This window comes from Thauera sp. 27, from assembly GCF_000310125.2.
GTDB lineage: Bacteria > Pseudomonadota > Gammaproteobacteria > Burkholderiales > Rhodocyclaceae > Thauera > Thauera mechernichensis.
Window position 1 is genome coordinate 37695 of the sequence record NZ_AMXB01000025.1, and the last position, 18893, is coordinate 56587.

Genomic DNA, 18893 nt, shown 5'->3' on the forward strand with positions numbered 1-18893 from the left:
GGGCGCCGCCGCGCGGCCCTCAGTGCGCGAGGATCCTGGACAGGAACTGACGTGCGCGCTCCGGGCGCGCGTCCGGCGATCCGAAGAACGCCGCGCTGGCGCAGTCATCCAGGATAGCGCCGCGGTCGATGAAGACGATCCGGTCGGCGACCTTGCGCGCGAAGCCCATCTCATGCGTCACGCAGATCATCGTCATGCCCTCCTCGGCGAGCCCGACCATGACCTCGAGCACTTCGCACACCATCTCCGGATCGAGCGCCGAAGTCGGTTCGTCGAACAGCATGCAGATCGGATCCATGCACAGCGCACGGGCGATCGCCACGCGCTGTTGCTGTCCGCCCGAAAGCTGGGCGGGCAGGCGCTCGGCAAAGTCCGCCAGCCCGACGCGCTCGAGGTAGTGCGTGGCGCGCGCCTCGGCTTCCCTGCGGCTGCGCCCGAGCGCCCTGACCTGGGCAAGGCACAGGTTGTCGAGTACGTTCAGGTGCGGAAACAGCTCAAAGTTCTGGAACACCATGCCCACCTGCGCGCGCAGGCGCGGCAGATCGGTGTCGCGGGCGCCGACCGACACCCCATTGACGACGACGCGGCCGGCCTGGAAAGGTTCGAGGCCATTGACGAGCTTGATCAGCGTCGACTTGCCCGAACCCGAGGGCCCGCACACCACCACCACCTCGCCTTTCTCCACCCGCATGCTGCAGTTGTCGAGCACGCGCGTCGCGCCGTACCACTTCGACACGCCTTCGATCTCGATCATCCGGTTCGACTCCCGAAACGTTTTGTGAGCCTGTTCGCGCCCAGTTCGAGCGCCGAACAGATGAGGAAATACACCAGCGCCACGAACAGGAAGATCTCGGTCGGATAGACCATTTCCCGGTTGCTGACCTGAGTCGCGACGAAAGACAGTTCGCCCACCCCGATGACATAGGCGAGCGAGGTGTCCTTGATCAGCGCCACCCACTGGTTGATGAAGGACGGCACCATGATCGGCAGGGCCTGGGGCAGGATCACCAGGCGCAAGGCCTGGCTTCGCCGCAGGCCCAGCGCGGCCGCCGCCTGCCATTGCCCCGGCGGCAGGCTGCTGATGCCGGCATGAACCGCGTGCGCCAGATAACTGCCGCCGATCAGCGACAGGGCGACCACCACCGTGCCCAGGCCCGGCACATCGATGCCGAACAGGACGGGTAGCAGGAAGTAGGTCCAGAAGATCAGCATGATCACCGGGATGGCGCGAAAGAAGCCGAGCCCGAGCAGCAGCGCGTTGTGGGTCCGTCCGCGCGTCATCGCCAGCGCGATGCCGAAGACCAGTCCGAGCACCCCCGAGGCCAGGGCCGAGATGACGCTCAACACCAGCGTCAGCGCAGTTCCGCCCAGCGGCCCGTGCGGCCACGCACCGAGCATGAAATACGAAAAATTGTCGGCAACGACAGTGAAGTCCATGGTTCAGTGCCTCGCCCCGGGCGCTGGCCGGCGGCGCTGCAGCCACTGTCCGGCCAGTTCGATGACGACGATGGTGCCGATGTAAAGCAAGGTGGCGACACCGAAGGCCTGGAAGGTCTTGAAGGTCTCGGTCTCGACCTGACGCGAGGCGTACGACAGCTCAGCCAGACCGATTGCCATCGTCAGGGACGAATTCTTTACGGCGTTCATGTACTGCCCGAGCAGCGGCGGCAATGCGATGCGGAAGGCCTGCGGCATCACGACATGCAGCCAGACCTGCAGCCAGACCTGCAGCCGGTCCAGCCCCAGCGCCTGCGCGGCGGCGACCTGGCCTGCGGGTACGCCGCGCACGCCGGCGCGGAACTCCTCGGCGATGAAGGCCGCCGTGTAAAGCGTGAGGCCGAAGAAACCGGCAAGGTATTCGAACGACGGCCAGCGCAGGCCGAGGAGGACGAGATCCCAGCGGTGCGGGGTATTGAGCCAGTTCAGCAAGGCTTCCGGCATCAGCGCACTGGCGCCGAAGTACCAGAAGAACAACTGCACCAGCAGCGGCGTGTTACGAAACACCGACAGCCAGGCGCGCGCCGGCCAGGACCAGCATGGCGAGCGCGCCACCCGAGCGAGGCACAAGGCCAGCCCGAGTACGGTCGCGGCGATCGATACCAGCGCCGACAGCCCCAGCGTGACGCCAAAGCCATCGATCAGCCAGCCCAGGTATCTGGGCGCGAGCAGCTCATCGAACATGTTCAGAGGGACAGGTCCTTGCCAGCACAAACTCCCCGCCGACCGTGAAGTCGGGCGGGGAGCCCGTTGCAGCTTGCGCGCTGGCGCGAGACCTTACTGGTCACCGATGCGGAAGATGCGCGCCAGCGGCGTCCTGGTATCGGGACCGAACCAGGTGTCGTAGATTTTTTGCGCCTTGCCGCTGGCCTCCAGTTCGCGCAGCGACTGGTTGACGAATTCGGTCAGCCGCGTTTCACCCTTGGGCAGGCCGGCGCCGATCAGATCGTCCGAGATCGAGAACGGCGGAATCTCGTACTTGTCGCGATCGGGCACATTGGCCAGCAGGCCGATCAGCTTCGGCCCGTCCTGCGTGATCGCCTGCACGTTACCGTTACGCAGCGCGGTAAAGGCGAACGGGGTGTCGTCGAAAGCGACCAGGGTCGCGCTCGGGTATTTCTCACGCAGCACGATCTCGTTGGTCGTGCCCTTGTCGACACCGATGCGCAGCTTGCCCAGTTGTTCGGGGGAACTCAGGGTGCCTTTCTTGGCTATGAACTGCTGACCGGACGCGAAGTAGGGGATGCTGAAGTTCACCTGCTTCGCACGCTCCTCGGTGATCGTGAAGTTGGCCAGCACGACGTCGACCTTGTTGGCCGTCAGCAAGGGAATGCGGTTGGCCGGATTGGTCGGTACAAGCTCGAGCTTGACGCCCAGCCGGGCCGCGAGCTCCTTGGCATAATCGACGTCGAGACCGGCGATCTGCTTGGTCTGCGCGTCGATGAAGCCAAATGGCGGGTTACTGTCGAAGGCGGCGACCCGCAGCACACCGTTCTTCTTGATGTCCTCGAGACGATCGGCCTGGGCCAGACCGGACAGCAGGGATAAGGCAACCAGCGTGGTCACACGCAGTTTCTTCATGGCGGGAGCTCCTTGAGTTGAACGTCATGTTCTGGGATGCCAATCAAGTCTTGGCACCGAGTCGCGACGAGCATAGAGGGCGCGACCCCGACACCCAACCAAGAAGAAATGCGATCGATATGAACGCAGGCGCGCCTGCACAGACGCGGGAGGCACCGATGCGCCACCACGCCCCCGGGATCGGGCGGAGAAGCCCCATGCTCGATCCCGGGCACGTGCTATCGTACGCGCAGGATTCGAGGACAACCCACATTGACAACCGCCCCCAAACGCGCCCGGCCCACCCCTCGTTCCGCGAGGCCTTCCTGTACTGGCTGAAGCTCGGCTTCATCAGCTTCGGCGGCCCTGCCGGGCAGATCGCGATCATGCACCAGGAGCTGGTGGAGAAACGCCGATGGATCTCGGAGCGCAGCTTCCTGCACGCACTCAACTATTGCATGGTGCTGCCCGGGCCCGAGGCGCAGCAGCTTGCCATCTACATCGGCTGGCTGCTGCATCGCACCTGGGGCGGCATCGTCGCCGGCACGCTGTTCGTGCTGCCATCGCTGTTCATCCTGGCCGCGCTGACCTACATCTACCTCGCCTTCGGCGATGTGAGCTTCGTGCAGGGCATCTTCAACGGCATCAAGCCGGCGGTCGTGGCCATCGTGGTGTTTGCGGCTTGGCGCATCGGTTCGCGGGCCTTGAAGAACCGGGTGCTATGGGCCTTGGCGGCGGCATCCTTCGTCGCCATCTTCGTCTTTCGCGTGCCCTTTCCCTACATCGTCGTCGGGGCGGGCCTGCTGGGCGCACTGGGCGGCAAGCTGGCGCCGGACAAGTTCCGGGTGGGCGGCGGTCACGGCGCTTCGGACAAGAAATACGGGCCCGCACTGATCGACGACGACACCCCGCCCCTACCGCACGCGCGCTTCAGCTGGTCCTACCTGATCACCCTCCTGGCGACGGCCGCGGTCCTCTGGGGCGTGGCGATTGCCGTGCTGGACGACCCGGTATTGCGAACGATGGGTGAGTTCTTCACCAAAGCCGCGTTCGTCACCTTCGGCGGCGCCTACGCCGTGCTGCCCTACGTGTATCAGGGCGGCGTCGACACCTACGGCTGGCTCACCGGCACGCAGATGATCGACGGCCTGGCGCTGGGCGAAACAACGCCGGGGCCGCTGATCATGGTGGTCGCCTTCGTCGGCTTCGTGGGCGCGTGGACCAAGGAGATCTTCGGTGCCGACGCCCTGTTGCTGGCGGGCTTCGTGGGCGCATCGGTGGCCACCTTCTTCACCTTCCTGCCCAGCTTCGTCTTCATCCTGGCGGGGGCCCCGCTGGTGGAATCCACCCACGGCAAGCTGAAGTTCACCGCGCCGCTCACCGGCATCACCGCTGCCGTGGTGGGGGTGGTGCTCAACCTGGCGCTGTTCTTCGGCTGGCATGTGATCTTCCCGGGCGCCACCGAAGCGGCGCCGTTCTCGGGTGGCTTCGAGTGGTTCTACGCGCTGATCTCGGTCGCGGCCTTCATCGCGCTGTGGAAGTACAAACAGGACGTCATGAAGGTGATCGGCGCGTGCGCCGTCATCGGCCTGGTTCAAGCCCTGGTGTAACGCGACTGCATATCGATTGCATGATTTCTTGGTTTGCCGTTCGGTGCGGCGTGGCTATCGTAGCGGCCCTGACGACCTGATTGCCGCCCCGCAAAACCTGGAGACTGCCGTGCCGCTCACCGAACTCGTGCGCTATTTCAACAAGCGCAACCCGCTTGCGCGCGGCGGGGCGCAAGAAGAAGGGCTCGAGTTCAGCGCGGGTCGCGTCCGCGCCCGCGTTGGCAATCGCCTCCTCGGCAGCGTGTTCCAGCCGCTGGTAGAGCGCGCCAGTGGGCGGGTCGTGGGCCACGAGGCGCATCTGCACGTCCTCGCCGGTGACGGCCTGGCGCTGCCCGCTCAAGCGGTCTTCCTCGACGCGCAGGATGATGCGGAGCTGGTCCACCTCGACCGCCTCGTCCGTACGCTTCATGCGCTGAACTTTCTGCTCCAGCGCGAACAGTCAGGCGGGTTTCTGGCCCTCAATGTGCATCCCCAGCTCATTCGCGCCGTTCCCGACCACCACGGAAAGGTCTTCGAGAGCGTGTTGTCGCGCTGCGGCCTGACGCCCGGCCGGGTGGTGCTCGAGATCACCGACGACGGCTTCGCTGATCCCGCGCGCCTGGCTTGTGCGATCGCCGAGTACCGGGAACGAGGCTATCGCATCGCACTCGACAACTTCGGACGCCATTCGTCCGCCCTCGATCGGCTTGAGGTGCTGGCGCCCGATATCGTCAAGCTCGACCGCAGCCTTGCCGGCCACGGCGGCCACCTCGCGCTCGCGCGACGCGTCGTCTCGGAACTCGTGCCCGAGATCCGCCGCCTCGGCATGGTGATCACGAGTCAACACATCGAGCATGCCGAGCAGCTTGAGCTGGCGAAGAATCTGGACGTCGATTGGCTGCAGGGACATTTCCTCGGCCACCCCGACCAGGACTGCAAGCCGATCGTCAAGCCGCGTCGCCGGAGACTGGCGGCCTGAGCCGGAGTGCGCGCCGTGCGCGATCGCGCAGGGTGCCCGACTCGTCGGGCACCTGCATTTCGCCGAAGGCCTCGGGACTGCGTCGCAACAGGCGGGCAAGGAAGATCCCGGCGCCCACCGAGGTGACCAGCGCAAGCACCACGAACCCGGTATATGCCGCAGGATTGATGATGCCTGCGGCAAACGCGCTGGCTGCAACGACCAGTCCGGGGCCACCGCGCGCGTTGACGCTGACTGCCAGCGCGTTTGCCATCACCGCACGTTCGCCCGCGATCAGCGCCCCGCCGAGTGCGCCGCAGTACTTGAAGAATGTCCCGAACACCAGCAGCCCGAGTGTCATCGGCGCATCGAAGTCCCTCACCAGGTCGAGCGAGATGCCGATGAGCGCGAAATAGATCGGGATGAAGAAGGCGTGTCCCAGCGCCTCGATCTGCTGAAAGGCCGCGACACTTGATGGGCCGGCCTGCTTCGAGGCGACGATGCCGGCGACAAGCGCGCCGAACATGGGTGCGAGCCCGAGCAGCATTGCCAGACCCGTGCCGGCGAGGATCGAGATCAAAGCCCACGCCAGAGGACTGCGGCGCACAAGACCATGGCGGGCGGAAACGAGGTCGTGCCGGTCCGAATTGACCCTTCGCCCGCCCAGGGAGGCCCACACGAGCAGAAGCAGGCTGGCAGCGACGTGCCATGCCATGAAGGCGACGGAATCGGGCTCAAGGCCGAGCAAGGACGGTAGTGACGCGTCGCCCTGTGAGCTGGCCTGTGCCATGCCAAGCGCAATCGACAGCGCGACGTAGAGCAACACATCCTCGATCACGGCAACCGAGAGGACGATGCGCGCAAGACGCGTGTTCATCAGGCCGAGATCGAGCAGAATCCGGGTAATGACGGGAATGCTGGTGATGGCGAGTTCGATCAACAGCACGATCTTCAGTGCGGCCACACTGTTCGCGCTGCCCAGATACGGCGTGACGTCGATGAACTCGAGCATCAGGAGCCCGCCGGCGACCGGCACGATGACGCCCATCGCAGAGATCCAACCAATCGAGGCCGCGTCACGACGCGTCATAAGGCGGCGCAGCTGCAGACCACCCAGAAACATGAGCAGCAACAGGCCGATGGTGCTGCAGAAATCGAGCACGACCAGCACAGGGGGCACCCCCCCGCCATCGCTTGCCGGTGCAGGCAGCAGCCATGCCTGCCCCTCTGGCCAGATCCGCTGCAGCACGGTCGGGCCGAGCAACAGCCCCCCGCACAGTTCGCCGATCATCGGCGGAAGGCCGATACGGCAGGCCAGAAAGCCTCCAAGGTGCGCGCAGACGAGGATTGCCGACAGCGCAGCGACGATGTGCAGGATGTCGAGGCTGCTGAGGCTCATGCTCATTGCTCCCGCGGGCGCATCCCGTCGATCACACCCGGTAGCCCAGATCGCGCGCGAGGCCTTCCAGCCCGGGCAGCACGCGCTCGATCCGCTCGCGGTGCCGTTGGTCGCGCCACTTGTCGAGGCGGATCTCAGAGAACGCGTCGTAAGGCTTGTCGAGCAAGCTGCTGCAGTGCGCTTCGATCGCCGGCGTGAATGGCAGGTCGCAATGTGCAAAAACCTGGCGGAGCGTCTCGACCGGGTCGCGCACGACATCCTCGTAGAACACCTCATGCCACTGTTCGGCCGGTATCGCGCGTGACGCTTCGCGAATCGCCCGGTGAATCGACGCGTACTGGAAGGCGTTAACTTCCTCGAGCGACGCGCGCAGGTATTCACGCCAGCCTTCCGGCAGGAAATGACACCAGCGCGTGAAGCGACCGCCGTCGATCTGCACCTGTGCCGGCAGGCCTGCGGACCACGTCGCATAACGTTCGGGGCGATGCCAGCCTTCGATCATCGAATTCAAGGTGTCGCCTGGATTGCGCTTGATGTAGACGAAGCGCGCATCTGGATACAGCGCATGAAGGTAAGGAACCGCCAGTCCATGCTGATTGTTCTTGTCGACAAAGCGGCGCTGGCCGGTGCGCGCATAGAAGTAGCGCGTGATGAAGTCGCGCTCGCCAGGCTCGACGTCCTCGGCATCGAGCACATGGCTGTCCCAATGCTTGTGATGGGGTGCATGAAGACGCGACCAGACCGCGTAGATCTCGCGGTTCAAGCTGCCAATCGCCTGCGACTGCGACAAGGTCTTGTAAAGCATCTGCGTGCCGGAACGGCTGCAACTGACGATGAATACCGGCCGCTCGGCCGGCCACTGCCCAACCTGCCAGCGCGCTGCGCGCAGGCTCACCCGTGCGTTCGTGGCATGGAAACGCAAGGTCTTGCCGACCTTGTCCCAGAAGCCGCTACCGTCCTCGTGCGGGTCGGCGACGATGCGCTTACTGGCCGGTGAGGACATTTTCGGGCTCCTTGTTCCGGTGGGTCAGACTGGCACGAAGCATGTCCTGTATGGGTTCGCGCATGAACCAGTCGGGCAGGGACTCGTTTCGGCCCAGGGCTGCACACGCATCGCCCACGTCGATGAATTCCTGCACAGGCTTGGCGGAATCGGCCTCCGGGCCGATTTCGGCGTAGCGGCCTTCCGCGCGCGCGTAACCGACCGGACGGACGAAAACCGGCACGACGCCGATGTCCCCGAGGCTTGCGAACAGGGCGCGTGTCGCCTCCGTGGCGACGCTCGACGGGCCCGGCGCCGCCGCGAGCTCGACAAGGAAATGGCTGCAGCCAAGGTTCTTGTGGCACAAGGCCTGAAACACCTGCTCGCGGCCTTCCGCATACCGGCGGTACAGCGGCAAGGTGCCGAGACAGACCCTGCCCGACGGGTAATACGAGAAGTCCAGCATCATGCGGTAGCTGCGCAACACGGCATCGGCCGCGAAACTGCGCTCGCGGTCATCGTCGAGCGCCAGGTCGACCAGTATCCCATCGACGCTGTGGCGCTCCAGCGCCGCAAGCTGCGTGTACTCGTCGAACCGGTTTGCGGGGCGGTCGGCATGAAAGCCGATGACCTTGCGCCAACCTTTGTGCTGGAGCACGAAGCGGCTTTCACGTGGTGACAGCACGTGCTCCCGGTAATCCGAAGGCTGACGCCCCAGCAGATACACTGCGCCCGCCAGGAAACGCCCACTCCAAGGCAGAAGCGCCCGCACGCCCGGATGTGCGCTCGAGCGCGTACCGAACCACAGATCGAAAAGCGTACCGAGATCGAAAGAAAATACGCCGGCATCACGGACAACGGCATACGCCGTACCCGTCTCATCAGCAAGGACGACGCTGTCCGCGGTACCGAGCGTGGCCTCGGACCGCGCATCGAGCGGCAGCAGGATCGGCATCGTCCATGGCGTGCCGTCGGCGAGCCGATGGGTGCGCAACACCGCATCCAGCGTGACTTCGTCCATGAAGCCGCGGAGCGGCGAGAAAGTGCCGAGTCCGATATTCTGCGCATCCTGCAACACGTTCGGCCCAACGGTGATTCGCGGCAGGCGCCCCAGGGCGTGCCATTCCGACTCCGGCACGCTCTGCTCGACCAGGGCACCGCCGTGCGGTGGGACAAGCAGCGACAAGCGTTCATTGGGGCGATAGTGGCGAACCGTGCTCGACTCGGTGCTGCGAAACGCTTCGTACTCGTGGATCAGCTTCAGGATCATGCCGACGCAGCCCACCGGGTCGCGACCAATCGCGGTCTCGGCGGCAAGGACCAGGCCGTCAGCGCCATCGAGCAAAGTGTTGATCACATCGTTTGCCTCGGCACGCGTCGGGTTGTGCGCGGAGATCATCGACTCCAGCAGATTGGTCGCCACGTAGACGCGCCGGCCGAGTTCTCCACCACGGCGGATGATCATCTTCTGCAAGCAGGGAATACGCTCGATCGGCTCCTGCCGTGACAGATCGCCCCGATCAATCAGCAGCGCGTTTGAGCGCTGCGCGATCTCGTCCAGGTGGTATAGCGCATTGCGGCACTCGATCTTGGAAATCAGGAAGGTGTCGTTGCCGACCAGCGCACGGACAGCATCGACATCCTCGCCACGGTTGGCGAACGACAGCGCCACGTGGCGAATGCCATTGTCGCGTCCCCACTTCAAGGCCTCGATGTCCTTGTGCGTCAGTGGCGCCAGCGGCAGATCCCGTTCCACCGTCACTGCCTTGTTGCGGCCAACCACGCCCCCATGGATCACGCGCATCTCGACGCGATCAAGCTCCTTGCGGGTCACCTGCACGAGGACGGCATTGAAATCGACGCTGATGAGGTCACCCTCCTCGAGTTGATCGACGATCTCGAGCGGGTAAAGATTGAAGTTCTGTGCATCGCCGGGCACGAGATTACGGTGCGCACACACGATGGCGTTCTCGCGCAGCACGATCTCGCCACCGACGATGTCGCCGGTACGTACCTGGGCCCCCTCGGTATCGAGGCAGATCGGCACGCTTGAGTGGGCACGGATGAAGCTCACGACCGCGGGCAGATCCTTGATCCGCGTGTGCGAAAGATTGATGCGGAGCAGGCTGACTCCCAGCTCCTGAAGCCCGACCAGTACGCTCGCGTTGAGCGACGCAGGTCCGACGGTGCACAGGATCTCGGGTGCGACGGCGCGTGGCATGGCTTTACCCTGATGACGGTGAAGAGGACGTCATCAGCCTATGCGCTAGCATTCGTCAGGCGAACCAAGAAAAATCGCGTTGCATTCTTGTTTCAAATCTATGAAAGCGCACAGCTTGCCTGGACGCGTCGAAGCAGGCGCTCGCCGCGAAGCTTGAACCCGGCAGACAGGTGAATGGGCTAGCCTTGGGGTTCGAGCAGGTGGCGCGCGAGGGTCTGTGTGTGGCGCCGCAACTCCGGCACCGCGATCGCCTCCCAGTAGCGCGCGCGCAGCATGGGCCCGACGTAATACAGTCCCGCAAGCCCCCGGCCGTCCGTGTCAATCACGCGGTAGCGCTCGTCAAGCTCGATGCCGATACGCTGCGGATCGGCCCGCACATAGCCCTCGTCGCGCAATTGCGTGACCAGGGGTGAGACCGTGAGGCGGCCGATGTCGTAATCCGGGCCGGTGCAATTCACCACGACGGCGGCCTCCAGTTCGCGCACCTCGCCACCCGCGCGCGGCTGCACCCGGACCTGCACCCTCTGCCCCCCGGCCTGCATCTCCTGGACCGTTCCGGCAACGACTTCGGCCTGCCCGGATTGCAGCATTCCGCGCAGACGCCGGTAGGCGCTCGGCGCCAGACGATGTCGATGGATGTCCCACCACGGGCCGACGCGGGCGAGAAAGCGCCGCCGCTCCCGGTCTGGCAGCCGACGCCAGATCTCGGGCGTATGGGGGCGCAGTGCATTGATGACATCACGCCAGTTGTAGCCTTGTTGCTGGCGGATGCGGATCTGGCGCCGAATGGCGCGCAGGTAGGCAAAGGTCGTCGGCGGCAAGCCGGCCAGGTAGCAGGGAAACGCCGTCGTTGCCGGCGCTTGCGGAAGGGTGCGATGCCCCTTCGGCAGCAGGCCGCGCCGGGACAGCAGGAACACCTTGCGCTCCTCATCCCGGCTGGTCAGGCGAAACAGCGCATCGATCGCGGTGTGCCCGGTGCCCAGCACCACCACCGGCTGGCCGGCGGGAATGTGATCCATGGCCGCGTAATCCCACGGGTTGCCGATATAGCGGCCAGAATCGGCCAGCGCATCCGCGAAGCGCAACTGCTGCGCGCCCAGGTGCCCGAGCGCGAGCACCACCCGACTGGCCAACAGCACCGAGCCATCGGCCAGCGTGACGTCCATTGCCGACGAGGCCTCGCTCCGCCGTATCGCCACGGCCTGCGCCCGAAGCCGGGTGAGCGGCGTCGGGCTTGCGCGCGCGGCAAGGTGCAGCGTGTGCTCGAGATAATCGCCAAACAAGCGCCGCGGAACGAACGACCCTTCGTTGAAGGCTGGGTCGATGTCGCGACAGTACTCAAGGAAATGTCCCGGCTCGTCAGCGAGGGCACTCATGTTGCCGGCGGGTACGTTGAGCAGCATGCTGTCGTCCCAGATGCGATACGCCAGGCCGCGTGCGACACGCGGATGCTGTTCGATCAAGGTGATGCGCACTTGCTCCGGTGCCGCCTCACGCAGCAGATGCACGGCGGTCAGCGTACCGCTGAAGCCGCCCCCGACGATGACCACGTGCTGCGGGTGTGACGCACTCAATTCATGTCTCACGGTGACTCATCAGAAGGCGAAGTGATCGAGCACGTAGCGCTCTGCGCGCATGATCGCAGCACGCTGAGCCGGCAGACCATAAGCGTAGCCCTGGACCAGCACGCCCGCGGGCAGGACACCGTCCAGCTTGGCCTCGAGACGGGTGACGATGACGCTCGCGCGCTCGCGCAAGCTCACCAGCCAGGCCAGGCGGGCGCGCCAGTCATCGGCAAGGCACAAGCGAGCACTGTCGACCTTGACGAACTGGGCCGGCACTCGACTGGAGAGCGCCTGCCACTGCATCGGCGAGTCGACGTTGATCGCCACCTGAAAGCCGTTGTTGCGGTAATTGCGCAACACGAAAGCCAACAGGTCAGGCTGACTGCTCGCCTCGAGCGGCGTCTCGATGACGACACGCTCGGACGGCAGACCAAGGGCATCCACCACCTTGCGGAACGCCGCACCATGATCGCCGCTGACGGCGGCGAGCAGGCGGCCATGCACCTTGAGGAACAGCAGGCTGTCGCCTTCGACCGAGCTCAGGAAGTTGAGCGCATGCACGGTCCGCGCCACGCGATCGAGCGCTACCAAGCGATTATCGTCGGCGTTGGCCGAGAACAGCGTCCATGGCGACAGCGCGCGCTCGCCGCTGCCAAGGATGCGCAGGTACGCCCCATAGCCGGTCGTGCTCCCGTCCGTCGGCAGCACGACTGGCTGGAAGACACTCGACAGTTCGCAGCCGAACCAGTCACCGACCACGCCGCCATCGGCCAGGCGGCGCAGCTGCCGTCCGCCTTCGCGCTCGAGCGGTAAGCGGTCGAGGAATTCGCGAGCTCGTCTTGCAAGGGTACCGGATGCGGTTTCCACGTCCTTATCCATTTTCTTGTCTCCTCCTGCACGCGCCCGACCGGGCCCGTGCCTCAGGTCAAGGCATCGGCCCAGATGTTGCGCGCCCAAGCCAGGGCGTACTTGCCTTCCAGATCGTTGGCAACTGCCGACAAGCCGCCCGCGCCCTTGACCGGCAGCAGCGTGTTCTCCTGCGTGTCGAACTTGTGCACCGATGCCACGTGCACCACGTCGCGGTCGGAGACGAAGCTGTAGCAGGTGTTGGCGATGATCGGCGTCGGGTTCGCCTCGAGTCCGGTGAGGCTGGCGATGACCGCGTCCGCCGCCACCTTGGCGTGGTTGTTGGCCATGAACCCGGACTTCGGCATGCCGGGCGCGGCCGCGATGGCATCGCCGATCAGGTGCACGCCCGGCACCGCGGTCGATTCGAAACTGCGGAAGTCGACCCCGGCCCAGCGCCCGCCCACATTGGCGAAGGGACTGGCGATCAGGCCACTGCGCTGGGGCGGGATGACGTTGAAGAGGTCGGCGCGAACGGCCTCGAACTCGAGTTGCGCGACATTACCGCGCACGTCGAAGTCCTGCAACACGCTGTTGGAGCGGTACTCGATGATGCCCTTGTAGCGCTCCTCCCAGGCCTGCAGGAACAGCGCCTTCTTGGAGGTGATGTCGGGGTTGCCGTCGAGGATCAGGACCTTCGCGCGCGGCTTGTGCTGCTTGAAGTAATGGGCGATGACGCTGGCGCGCTCGTATGGCCCGGGCGGGCAACGGTAGGGCGCCTTCGGGATCGAGATCGCGAACACGCCGCCGTCCGGCAGCTCTTCCAGTCGCTTGCGCAGCGCGACGGTCTGCGCGCCGGCCTTCCACGAATGCAGCACCTGCTGCTGCGCGGCAGCGTTGTTCAGGCCGGGGATCTGGTCGTAGAGGAAGTCGATGCCGGGCGCAACGATGAGCCGATCCCATGGCAGCGGATCGCCCTTCGCCAGCCGGACCTCGCGCTTGTCGACGTCGATGGCCACGGCCTCGTCGCGCACCAGGCGTACCCCGTACTTCGCCAGCCCGTCGTAGGCGAGGGTGATGTCCTCGATCTGCTTCACGCCAGCCAGCACCAGGTTGCTGATCGGGCAGGAGACGAAGTTCTGATTGCGCTCGACCAGCGTGACCTCGAGGCGCGGCTCCCACTTCTTCAGGTACTTGGCGGCGGTGGCGCCGCCGAAGCCGCCACCGATGACGACCACGCGCCCCGGCGAGGCACGGCCGACGGCGGTCGCACATGCACCGACGCCCACTCCGGCACCCAGCGCAGCGGCCAGTCCGCCAGCGGCTTTGATGAAACCACGACGATCGAGTGTGCTCATGTCCGCCTCCTCAGCGCTTGGATTGGGCGGCAAACCACTGTGCCAGCCGTTTCAGTTCATCGTCCGTGTAGCCCTTGGCATGCTGGTGCATGACCGTCGCCGGGCGTACGTCGCGCTTGAACTCGATGAGCAGCGTGAAAAGCTCGTCCGCGCTACGTCCTGCAAGGCTGGTCATGCCGGCCTGGGCGTGACCGTCGGTGCCGTGGCAGGCCGCGCAGGAGGCCGCCCAGACGCGCACCTGTCGATCACTCGACTCAGCCTGCGCAGCGAGAGGAAACAAGAGCGCTGTGGCAGCCGCGATGGCGCCAAGCGCGCGAACAGGAATGCGCATGTGAATTCTCCGCAAAGGATCCAGGCGGTGGATGCTCTCCGATCAGCGCCAGAAACCAAACGAAGAAAATCTGCTGAGATATTCAGGCTCGCAGATTAGGGAGCGCCCGCCGAGCGCCCTTCAGGCTCGACGCCGCCTCCTGAGCGCAGCGGCCAGCATCAGCCCTGCGCCAAGGATCACCCCGGCCGCAAATCCGCCCCAACTGCTCACCGGCACGGGATTGCGCACCGCGACGTAGAGCAGCGCGGCGGGCAAGGCGATCGCGAAGGCGACGTTACCTCCGTCACGGGTGCGTACGAGCATGACGCAGACGGCATAGAGAAAACGCGCCAGCACGACCAGCAGCAGCGCCAGCAGGAAATTGCCAAAGAAATCCGTCACCGCCCTCTCTCCCTGAACTGGCCGGCACGCGCAATCCGACTCACGCGGCGGGCGCTCGCATTGTATTCGGCAAGCAACAACACAAGAACCTGCAAACGATTTCAGCCCTCGCTCGATAAGCAAAGCGGATTTTCTTCGTTCGGGGCAAGCCGTCCGCATCGTTTAATGCGCTCCGACAGCAGGATCGGCTGACAAGCCCGCCGCAACCTGCACTTCTCATCGCGACCAGCCCCAGGAGCACCTCCATGAGCATTACACCCCGGACCAATCGTCGCCGCCTCGTCCTGAAAGGCCTGCTCGCGGCAGCAAGCACTGCCCCCCTCGCCCTTACCAGCCGCTATGCAGTAGCCAACACGCCCGAGATCCGCATCGGCTGGCAGAAGGGCTCGACCCTTTCGATCGTGAAAGCGCGGGGCAATCTCGAGGCACGCCTGAAGGCCGAGGGCGTCAAGGTGAGCTGGACCGAATTCCCCGCTGGGCCGCAGATGCTCGAAGGCCTCAACGTCGGCAGCATCGACATCGGCGTGGTCGGTGAGACGCCGCCGGTCTTCGCGCAAGCAGCCGGCGCCAATCTCGTCTACGTCGGGAACGAACCGCCAGCCCCCCGCGCCGAGAAAATCCTGGTGCCGAAGGACTCGCCGATCAGGACCTTGGCCGACCTCAAGGGCAAGCGCGTGGTGCTCAACAAGGGCTCCAATGTGCATTACCTGCTGGTGAAGGCCCTGGAGTCGACCCAACTCAAGTACAGCGACGTCGAAGTGGCCTTCCTGCCGCCGGCCGACGCGCGTGCTGCCTTCGAGCGCGGCGCAGTGGACGCATGGGTGATCTGGGATCCGTTCGGCGCTGCCGCCGAAGCGCAACTCGGCGCCCGCATCGTGGCCGACGGCAGCGGGCTCGTGAACAACTACAACTTCTATATCGCGTCGCGCCCCTTCGTGGAAAAGTACCCGCAGGTACTCGCCTCGGCGCTCGAGGCGATCAACGAAACCGGCGAATGGGTCGCGCAGAACCAGAAAGATGCGGCCGCCATCGTCGCCCCGCAGATTGGCCTGCCGGTCGAGATCGCCGAAGTGTCGGTGTCCCGCTACGGCTACGGCGTCAAGCCCCTGACCGAGGACGTGATCCAGCACCAGCAAAAGATGGCCGACACCCTGGCCGATCTGAAACTGATCCCGAAGCGGCTCGACGTGGCTTCGGTCGTCTGGCGCCCGGCGCGCTGAAGCGCTCACGGTATCAGGACAAACCATGAGCACCGAAAGCCCGTTGAACATCTTCTGGTTCCTGCCCACTCACGGCGACGGACGCTATCTCGGCTCCGCGCAGGGCGCGCGCGCGGTCGACCACGACTATCTGAAGCAAATCGCCCAGGCCGCTGACAGCCTTGGCTACGGCGGCGTGCTGATCCCGACCGGCAGGGCTTGCGAAGACGCCTGGGTGGTAGCCGCCAGCCTCATTCCCGTCACCCGCAGGCTGAAATTCCTGGTCGCGCTGCGACCGGCAACCACCTCCCCTACGGTGGCGGCACGCCAGACTGCAACCTTCGACCGACTCTCCGATGGCCGCCTGCTGGTCAATCTGGTCGCTGGCGGCGACACCTCGGACTTGGAGGCCGACGGGATCTTCCTCGGTCATGACGAACGCTACGAGCATGCCGATGAGTTCCTCGAGGTCTGGAAGCGCCTGCTCGCCGGCGAAACCGTCGACTACGCAGGACGCCACGTCAAGGTCAGGGGAGCACGGCAGTTGTTTCCGCCACTTCAACATCCCCACCCACCACTTTACTTCGGCGGTTCGTCGGACCGTGCCCATGACACGGCGGCCAAACACGTCGAGCTCTACCTGTCCTGGGGCGAGCCACCGTCAGAGGTGGCACGAAAGTTCGCCGACGTTAGGAGGCGCGCGGAAAGGGAAGGCCGCCAAGTTCGCTTCGGCATGCGCCTGCATGTAATCGCGCGCGAGACCGAGGCTGTGGCGTGGCAGGCTGCAGATACATTGATCAGCCACCTTGACGACGACACCATCGCCACTGCGCAGCGCGCACTGGGCCAGATGGACTCGGAGGGCCAGCGTCGCATGCGCGAGTTGCACGGTGGCGACCGCAGCAAGCTCGAGATCGCGCCCAATCTGTGGGCAGGCGTCGGGCTGGTGCGGGGTGGCGCTGGAACGGCGCTGGTGGGCGACGGCAAGATCATTGCCGAACGGATCAAAGAATACGCTGCGCTCGGGGCCGACACCTTCGTGCTCTCGGGCTATCCGCACCTCGAAGAGGCCTACCGCTTCGCCGAACTGGTGTTCCCGCACCTGCCCCTGGCTGAGCGTGGCACGCAGCAGCCGGCAGACGATTCCGCACACCCCCGGGGTCGGATTGCCCCCATCGGCGAGATCGTGGGGTATGCGCATCACCCCAAGGTCGCCCAAAGCTGAGGGCTGCGCAGTGTCGAATCCAGAACCTACTCTCGCCGCCCGCGGCCTGACTCGTATCGGCCCTTGGCTGGTACCCGTGACAATTCTCGCAGGCTGGCAACTCGCCGCCCAACTCGGCTGGCTGTCGACCCGCATCCTGCCCGCGCCCTCCGCAGTGCTCGCCGCGGGCTGGTCGCTCGCTGCCTCGGGCGAACTGCTTACCCATATGCAGGCCAGCTTTGCCCGCGCCGCGATCGGCTTCGCCATCGGCGGCGGAATAGGCTTCTTCTTCGGCCTGGCGAACGGATGCTACCGACTGGCGGAAAATCTGTTCGACACCACACTGCAGATGGTGCGTAACGTACCTCACCTCGCGCTCATCCCGCTGGTCATCCTGTGGTTTGGTATCGGCGAGGAGGGCAAGCTCTTCCTGGTGGCGCTGGGTGTGTTCTTCCCGGTGTACCTGAACACCTTCCACGGCATCCGCTCGGTCGACGCCGCCCTGGTAGAGATGGGACGGTCCTACGGCCTATCGGGCTGGTCGCTGTTCCGCCATGTGATCCTGCCTGGTGCCTTGCCAAACATCCTCGTCGGCGTGCGCTACTCACTCGGCTTCATGTGGTTGACGCTGATCGTGGCCGAAACGATCGCCGCCAGTTCGGGCATCGGCTACATGGCGATGAACGCGCGCGAGTTCCTGCAGACCGATGTCGTCGTGCTGGCCATCCTGCTCTATGCCGTACTGGGCAAGGCAGCCGACGTCGCCGCGCGGATGCTTGAGCGCCGGCTGCTGCGCTGGAACACGGCCTACGCCGGAAGCTGAGCCCTGCCTGACAGACACACGAACATGGAGAACACTCGATGGGCATCATCGAATCGAAGGAAGTCCGCGCCCTGAGCATCCGCAGCGACGCCCCCCACCGCCAGAGCGCCGGTGTGCGCATCGGCCTGCAAGGGCTGGACAAGGATTACGGCAGGCGTAAGGTGCTGAGCGCCCTCGACCTCCAGGTCGAACCCGGCGAATTCGTCGCCATCGTCGGCCGCAGCGGCTGTGGCAAGAGCACGCTGCTGCGCCTGCTCGCTGGACTGGAGCCCCCCAGCAGCGGCACGATCACGCTAGACGATCAACCCCTGCAGGAAACCCACGAAGCACTGCGCCTCATGTTCCAGGACGCACGCCTGTTGCCCTGGAAGAGCGTGGCCGACAACGTTGCACTGGGCCTGCCCGGCAGCCCGCGCGAACGGCATGGCGCAGCTCTCGCCGCACTGGCGGAGGTCGGCCTTGCCGACCGGGCAGGCGAATGGCCCTCTCGCCTGTCGGGCGGGCAACGGCAACGCGTCGCGCTTGCCCGTGCCCTGGTCCACAAACCACGCCTGTTGCTGCTCGACGAACCGCTTGGTGCGCTCGACGCGCTCACCCGTATCGAGATGCATGCACTGATCGAGCGCCTCTGGCAGACGCAAGGCTTCACCGCACTGCTGGTCACCCACGACGTGTCCGAGGCGGTAGCCCTTGCCGATCGCGTGCTGCTGATCGAGGACGGCACGTTGGCACTCGATCAGCGCGTCGATCTCACGCGTCCGCGCGACCGCAGCAGCCCGCGCTTCACCAGGATGGAGGACGAAGTCCTGCGCCGTGTGTTGCAACACCCTCCCATCGAAGATAGGCCGCAAGCCCCGTCAGCGCCGTTCGGAGCGTGGCGCTGGGCTGCGTGATTAGCAGAAAATAGAATAAGCAACGCGGTTTTTATTATTTTTTTGCCCTGCAACATCTCGATAGACTCCGGCTCATCGTCCCCCTTC

The 18893-nt window shown here is 65.2% G+C and carries 18 protein-coding genes; 6 read left to right on the plus strand and 12 right to left on the minus strand.

From position 1 onward, the window contains the following. Positions 1 to 19: 19 nt before the first annotated feature. The 4 genes from B447_RS13995 to B447_RS14010 all read right to left on the minus strand — a co-directional run bounded on the left by B447_RS13995 (position 20) and on the right by B447_RS14010 (position 3078). Positions 20 to 754, minus strand: coding sequence for an amino acid ABC transporter ATP-binding protein (locus tag B447_RS13995; protein WP_002941384.1), 735 nt, complete (start codon positions 752 to 754; stop codon positions 20 to 22). Beyond that, positions 751 to 1437: an amino acid ABC transporter permease gene (locus B447_RS14000; RefSeq protein WP_002941389.1), complete on the minus strand. Its 687-nt coding sequence runs from the start codon at positions 1435 to 1437 to the stop codon at positions 751 to 753. The genes B447_RS13995 and B447_RS14000 overlap by 4 nt, the downstream gene beginning before the upstream one ends. A gap of 3 nt (positions 1438 to 1440) precedes the next feature. Then, positions 1441 to 2181, minus strand: coding sequence for an amino acid ABC transporter permease (locus B447_RS14005; RefSeq protein WP_002941392.1), 741 nt, complete (start codon positions 2179 to 2181; stop codon positions 1441 to 1443). 93 nt (positions 2182 to 2274) lie between these two features. Continuing rightward, positions 2275 to 3078, minus strand: a complete 804-nt coding sequence (locus B447_RS14010) for an ABC transporter substrate-binding protein (RefSeq protein WP_002941394.1) — start codon at positions 3076 to 3078, stop codon at positions 2275 to 2277. A gap of 197 nt (positions 3079 to 3275) precedes the next feature. On the opposite strand from B447_RS14010, the gene chrA reads away from it, so the two are divergent. Further along, complete coding sequence (gene chrA, locus B447_RS14015) at positions 3276 to 4667, plus strand: chromate efflux transporter (protein WP_002941396.1); 1392 nt, start codon at positions 3276 to 3278, stop codon at positions 4665 to 4667. Between the two features lie 109 nt (positions 4668 to 4776). Further along, positions 4777 to 5625 carry an EAL domain-containing protein gene (locus B447_RS14020; RefSeq protein WP_002941398.1) on the plus strand — a complete coding sequence of 283 codons (849 nt, stop codon included), beginning with the start codon at positions 4777 to 4779 and terminating at the stop codon, positions 5623 to 5625. On the opposite strand, the gene B447_RS14025 is transcribed toward B447_RS14020, so the two are convergent. From B447_RS14025 to B447_RS14060, 8 genes are all read right to left on the minus strand, one after another. After that, positions 5594 to 7003 carry a cation:proton antiporter gene (locus B447_RS14025; RefSeq protein ID WP_002941401.1) on the minus strand — a complete coding sequence of 470 codons (1410 nt, stop codon included), beginning with the start codon at positions 7001 to 7003 and terminating at the stop codon, positions 5594 to 5596. The genes B447_RS14020 and B447_RS14025 overlap by 32 nt on opposite strands. A gap of 31 nt (positions 7004 to 7034) precedes the next feature. Continuing rightward, positions 7035 to 8006 (minus strand): sulfotransferase family protein, encoded by a 972-nt coding sequence (locus tag B447_RS14030; RefSeq protein WP_002941404.1) that lies wholly within the window; start codon positions 8004 to 8006, stop codon positions 7035 to 7037. Beyond that, on the minus strand, positions 7987 to 10206 hold the full coding sequence (locus B447_RS14035) for a pyruvate kinase (protein WP_002941406.1): 2220 nt from the start codon (positions 10204 to 10206) through the stop codon (positions 7987 to 7989). The genes B447_RS14030 and B447_RS14035 overlap by 20 nt, the downstream gene beginning before the upstream one ends. A gap of 179 nt (positions 10207 to 10385) precedes the next feature. Next, on the minus strand, positions 10386 to 11792 hold the full coding sequence (locus tag B447_RS14040; RefSeq protein WP_269745249.1) for an FAD/NAD(P)-binding protein: 1407 nt from the start codon (positions 11790 to 11792) through the stop codon (positions 10386 to 10388). Between the two features lie 9 nt (positions 11793 to 11801). Beyond that, on the minus strand, positions 11802 to 12650 hold the full coding sequence (locus tag B447_RS14045; protein WP_002941409.1) for an EAL domain-containing protein: 849 nt from the start codon (positions 12648 to 12650) through the stop codon (positions 11802 to 11804). 41 nt (positions 12651 to 12691) lie between these two features. Continuing rightward, positions 12692 to 13975: an NAD(P)/FAD-dependent oxidoreductase gene (locus B447_RS14050; RefSeq protein ID WP_002941410.1), complete on the minus strand. Its 1284-nt coding sequence runs from the start codon at positions 13973 to 13975 to the stop codon at positions 12692 to 12694. Between the two features lie 10 nt (positions 13976 to 13985). Further along, positions 13986 to 14306: a c-type cytochrome gene (locus tag B447_RS14055; protein ID WP_002941419.1), complete on the minus strand. Its 321-nt coding sequence runs from the start codon at positions 14304 to 14306 to the stop codon at positions 13986 to 13988. 120 nt (positions 14307 to 14426) lie between these two features. Next, entirely contained in the window at positions 14427 to 14687 is a 261-nt protein-coding gene (locus B447_RS14060) for a hypothetical protein (protein WP_002941420.1), read from the minus strand. A 245-nt stretch (positions 14688 to 14932) separates the two neighbouring features. Here B447_RS14060 and B447_RS14065 point away from each other — a divergent pair, with 245 nt between their 5' ends. From B447_RS14065 to B447_RS14080, 4 genes are read left to right on the plus strand one after another with little or no spacing between them, the layout of a single operon-like run. After that, positions 14933 to 15907 (plus strand): sulfonate ABC transporter substrate-binding protein, encoded by a 975-nt coding sequence (locus B447_RS14065; RefSeq protein WP_002941421.1) that lies wholly within the window; start codon positions 14933 to 14935, stop codon positions 15905 to 15907. Positions 15908 to 15932: 25 nt separating this feature from the next. Next, positions 15933 to 17111, plus strand: a complete 1179-nt coding sequence (ssuD, locus tag B447_RS14070) for an FMNH2-dependent alkanesulfonate monooxygenase (protein WP_037982857.1) — start codon at positions 15933 to 15935, stop codon at positions 17109 to 17111. Beyond that, entirely contained in the window at positions 17080 to 17913 is an 834-nt protein-coding gene (ssuC, locus tag B447_RS14075; protein ID WP_157384685.1) for an aliphatic sulfonate ABC transporter permease SsuC, read from the plus strand. Before ssuD ends, ssuC begins: the two co-directional genes overlap by 32 nt. Positions 17914 to 17951: 38 nt before the next feature. Further along, the gene (locus B447_RS14080) at positions 17952 to 18806 is read left to right on the plus strand and encodes an ATP-binding cassette domain-containing protein (protein WP_002941427.1); all 855 of its coding nucleotides are present in this window, start codon (positions 17952 to 17954) and stop codon (positions 18804 to 18806) included. The last annotated feature ends 87 nt before the right edge of the window (positions 18807 to 18893 follow it).

Excerpts from the sequence above, each read along its gene's own strand:
- B447_RS14005 (WP_002941392.1), bottom strand. The coding sequence starts at position 2,181 with ATGTTCGATGAGCTGCTCGCGCCCAGATACCTGGGCTGGCTGATCGAT.
- ssuD (WP_037982857.1), top strand. The coding sequence starts at position 15,933 with ATGAGCACCGAAAGCCCGTTGAACATCTTCTGGTTCCTGCCCACTCAC.
- B447_RS14035 (WP_002941406.1), bottom strand. The coding sequence starts at position 10,206 with ATGCCACGCGCCGTCGCACCCGAGATCCTGTGCACCGTCGGACCTGCG.
- ssuC (WP_157384685.1), top strand. The coding sequence starts at position 17,080 with ATGCGCATCACCCCAAGGTCGCCCAAAGCTGAGGGCTGCGCAGTGTCG.
- B447_RS14010 (WP_002941394.1), bottom strand. The coding sequence starts at position 3,078 with ATGAAGAAACTGCGTGTGACCACGCTGGTTGCCTTATCCCTGCTGTCC.
- B447_RS14055 (WP_002941419.1), bottom strand. The coding sequence starts at position 14,306 with ATGCGCATTCCTGTTCGCGCGCTTGGCGCCATCGCGGCTGCCACAGCG.
- B447_RS13995 (WP_002941384.1), bottom strand. The coding sequence starts at position 754 with ATGATCGAGATCGAAGGCGTGTCGAAGTGGTACGGCGCGACGCGCGTG.
- B447_RS14065 (WP_002941421.1), top strand. The coding sequence starts at position 14,933 with ATGAGCATTACACCCCGGACCAATCGTCGCCGCCTCGTCCTGAAAGGC.
- B447_RS14050 (WP_002941410.1), bottom strand. The coding sequence starts at position 13,975 with ATGAGCACACTCGATCGTCGTGGTTTCATCAAAGCCGCTGGCGGACTG.
- B447_RS14030 (WP_002941404.1), bottom strand. The coding sequence starts at position 8,006 with ATGTCCTCACCGGCCAGTAAGCGCATCGTCGCCGACCCGCACGAGGAC.
- B447_RS14045 (WP_002941409.1), bottom strand. The coding sequence starts at position 12,650 with ATGGATAAGGACGTGGAAACCGCATCCGGTACCCTTGCAAGACGAGCT.
- B447_RS14025 (WP_002941401.1), bottom strand. The coding sequence starts at position 7,003 with ATGAGCCTCAGCAGCCTCGACATCCTGCACATCGTCGCTGCGCTGTCG.
- B447_RS14080 (WP_002941427.1), top strand. The coding sequence starts at position 17,952 with ATGGGCATCATCGAATCGAAGGAAGTCCGCGCCCTGAGCATCCGCAGC.
- B447_RS14000 (WP_002941389.1), bottom strand. The coding sequence starts at position 1,437 with ATGGACTTCACTGTCGTTGCCGACAATTTTTCGTATTTCATGCTCGGT.
- chrA (WP_002941396.1), top strand. The coding sequence starts at position 3,276 with ATGCTCGATCCCGGGCACGTGCTATCGTACGCGCAGGATTCGAGGACA.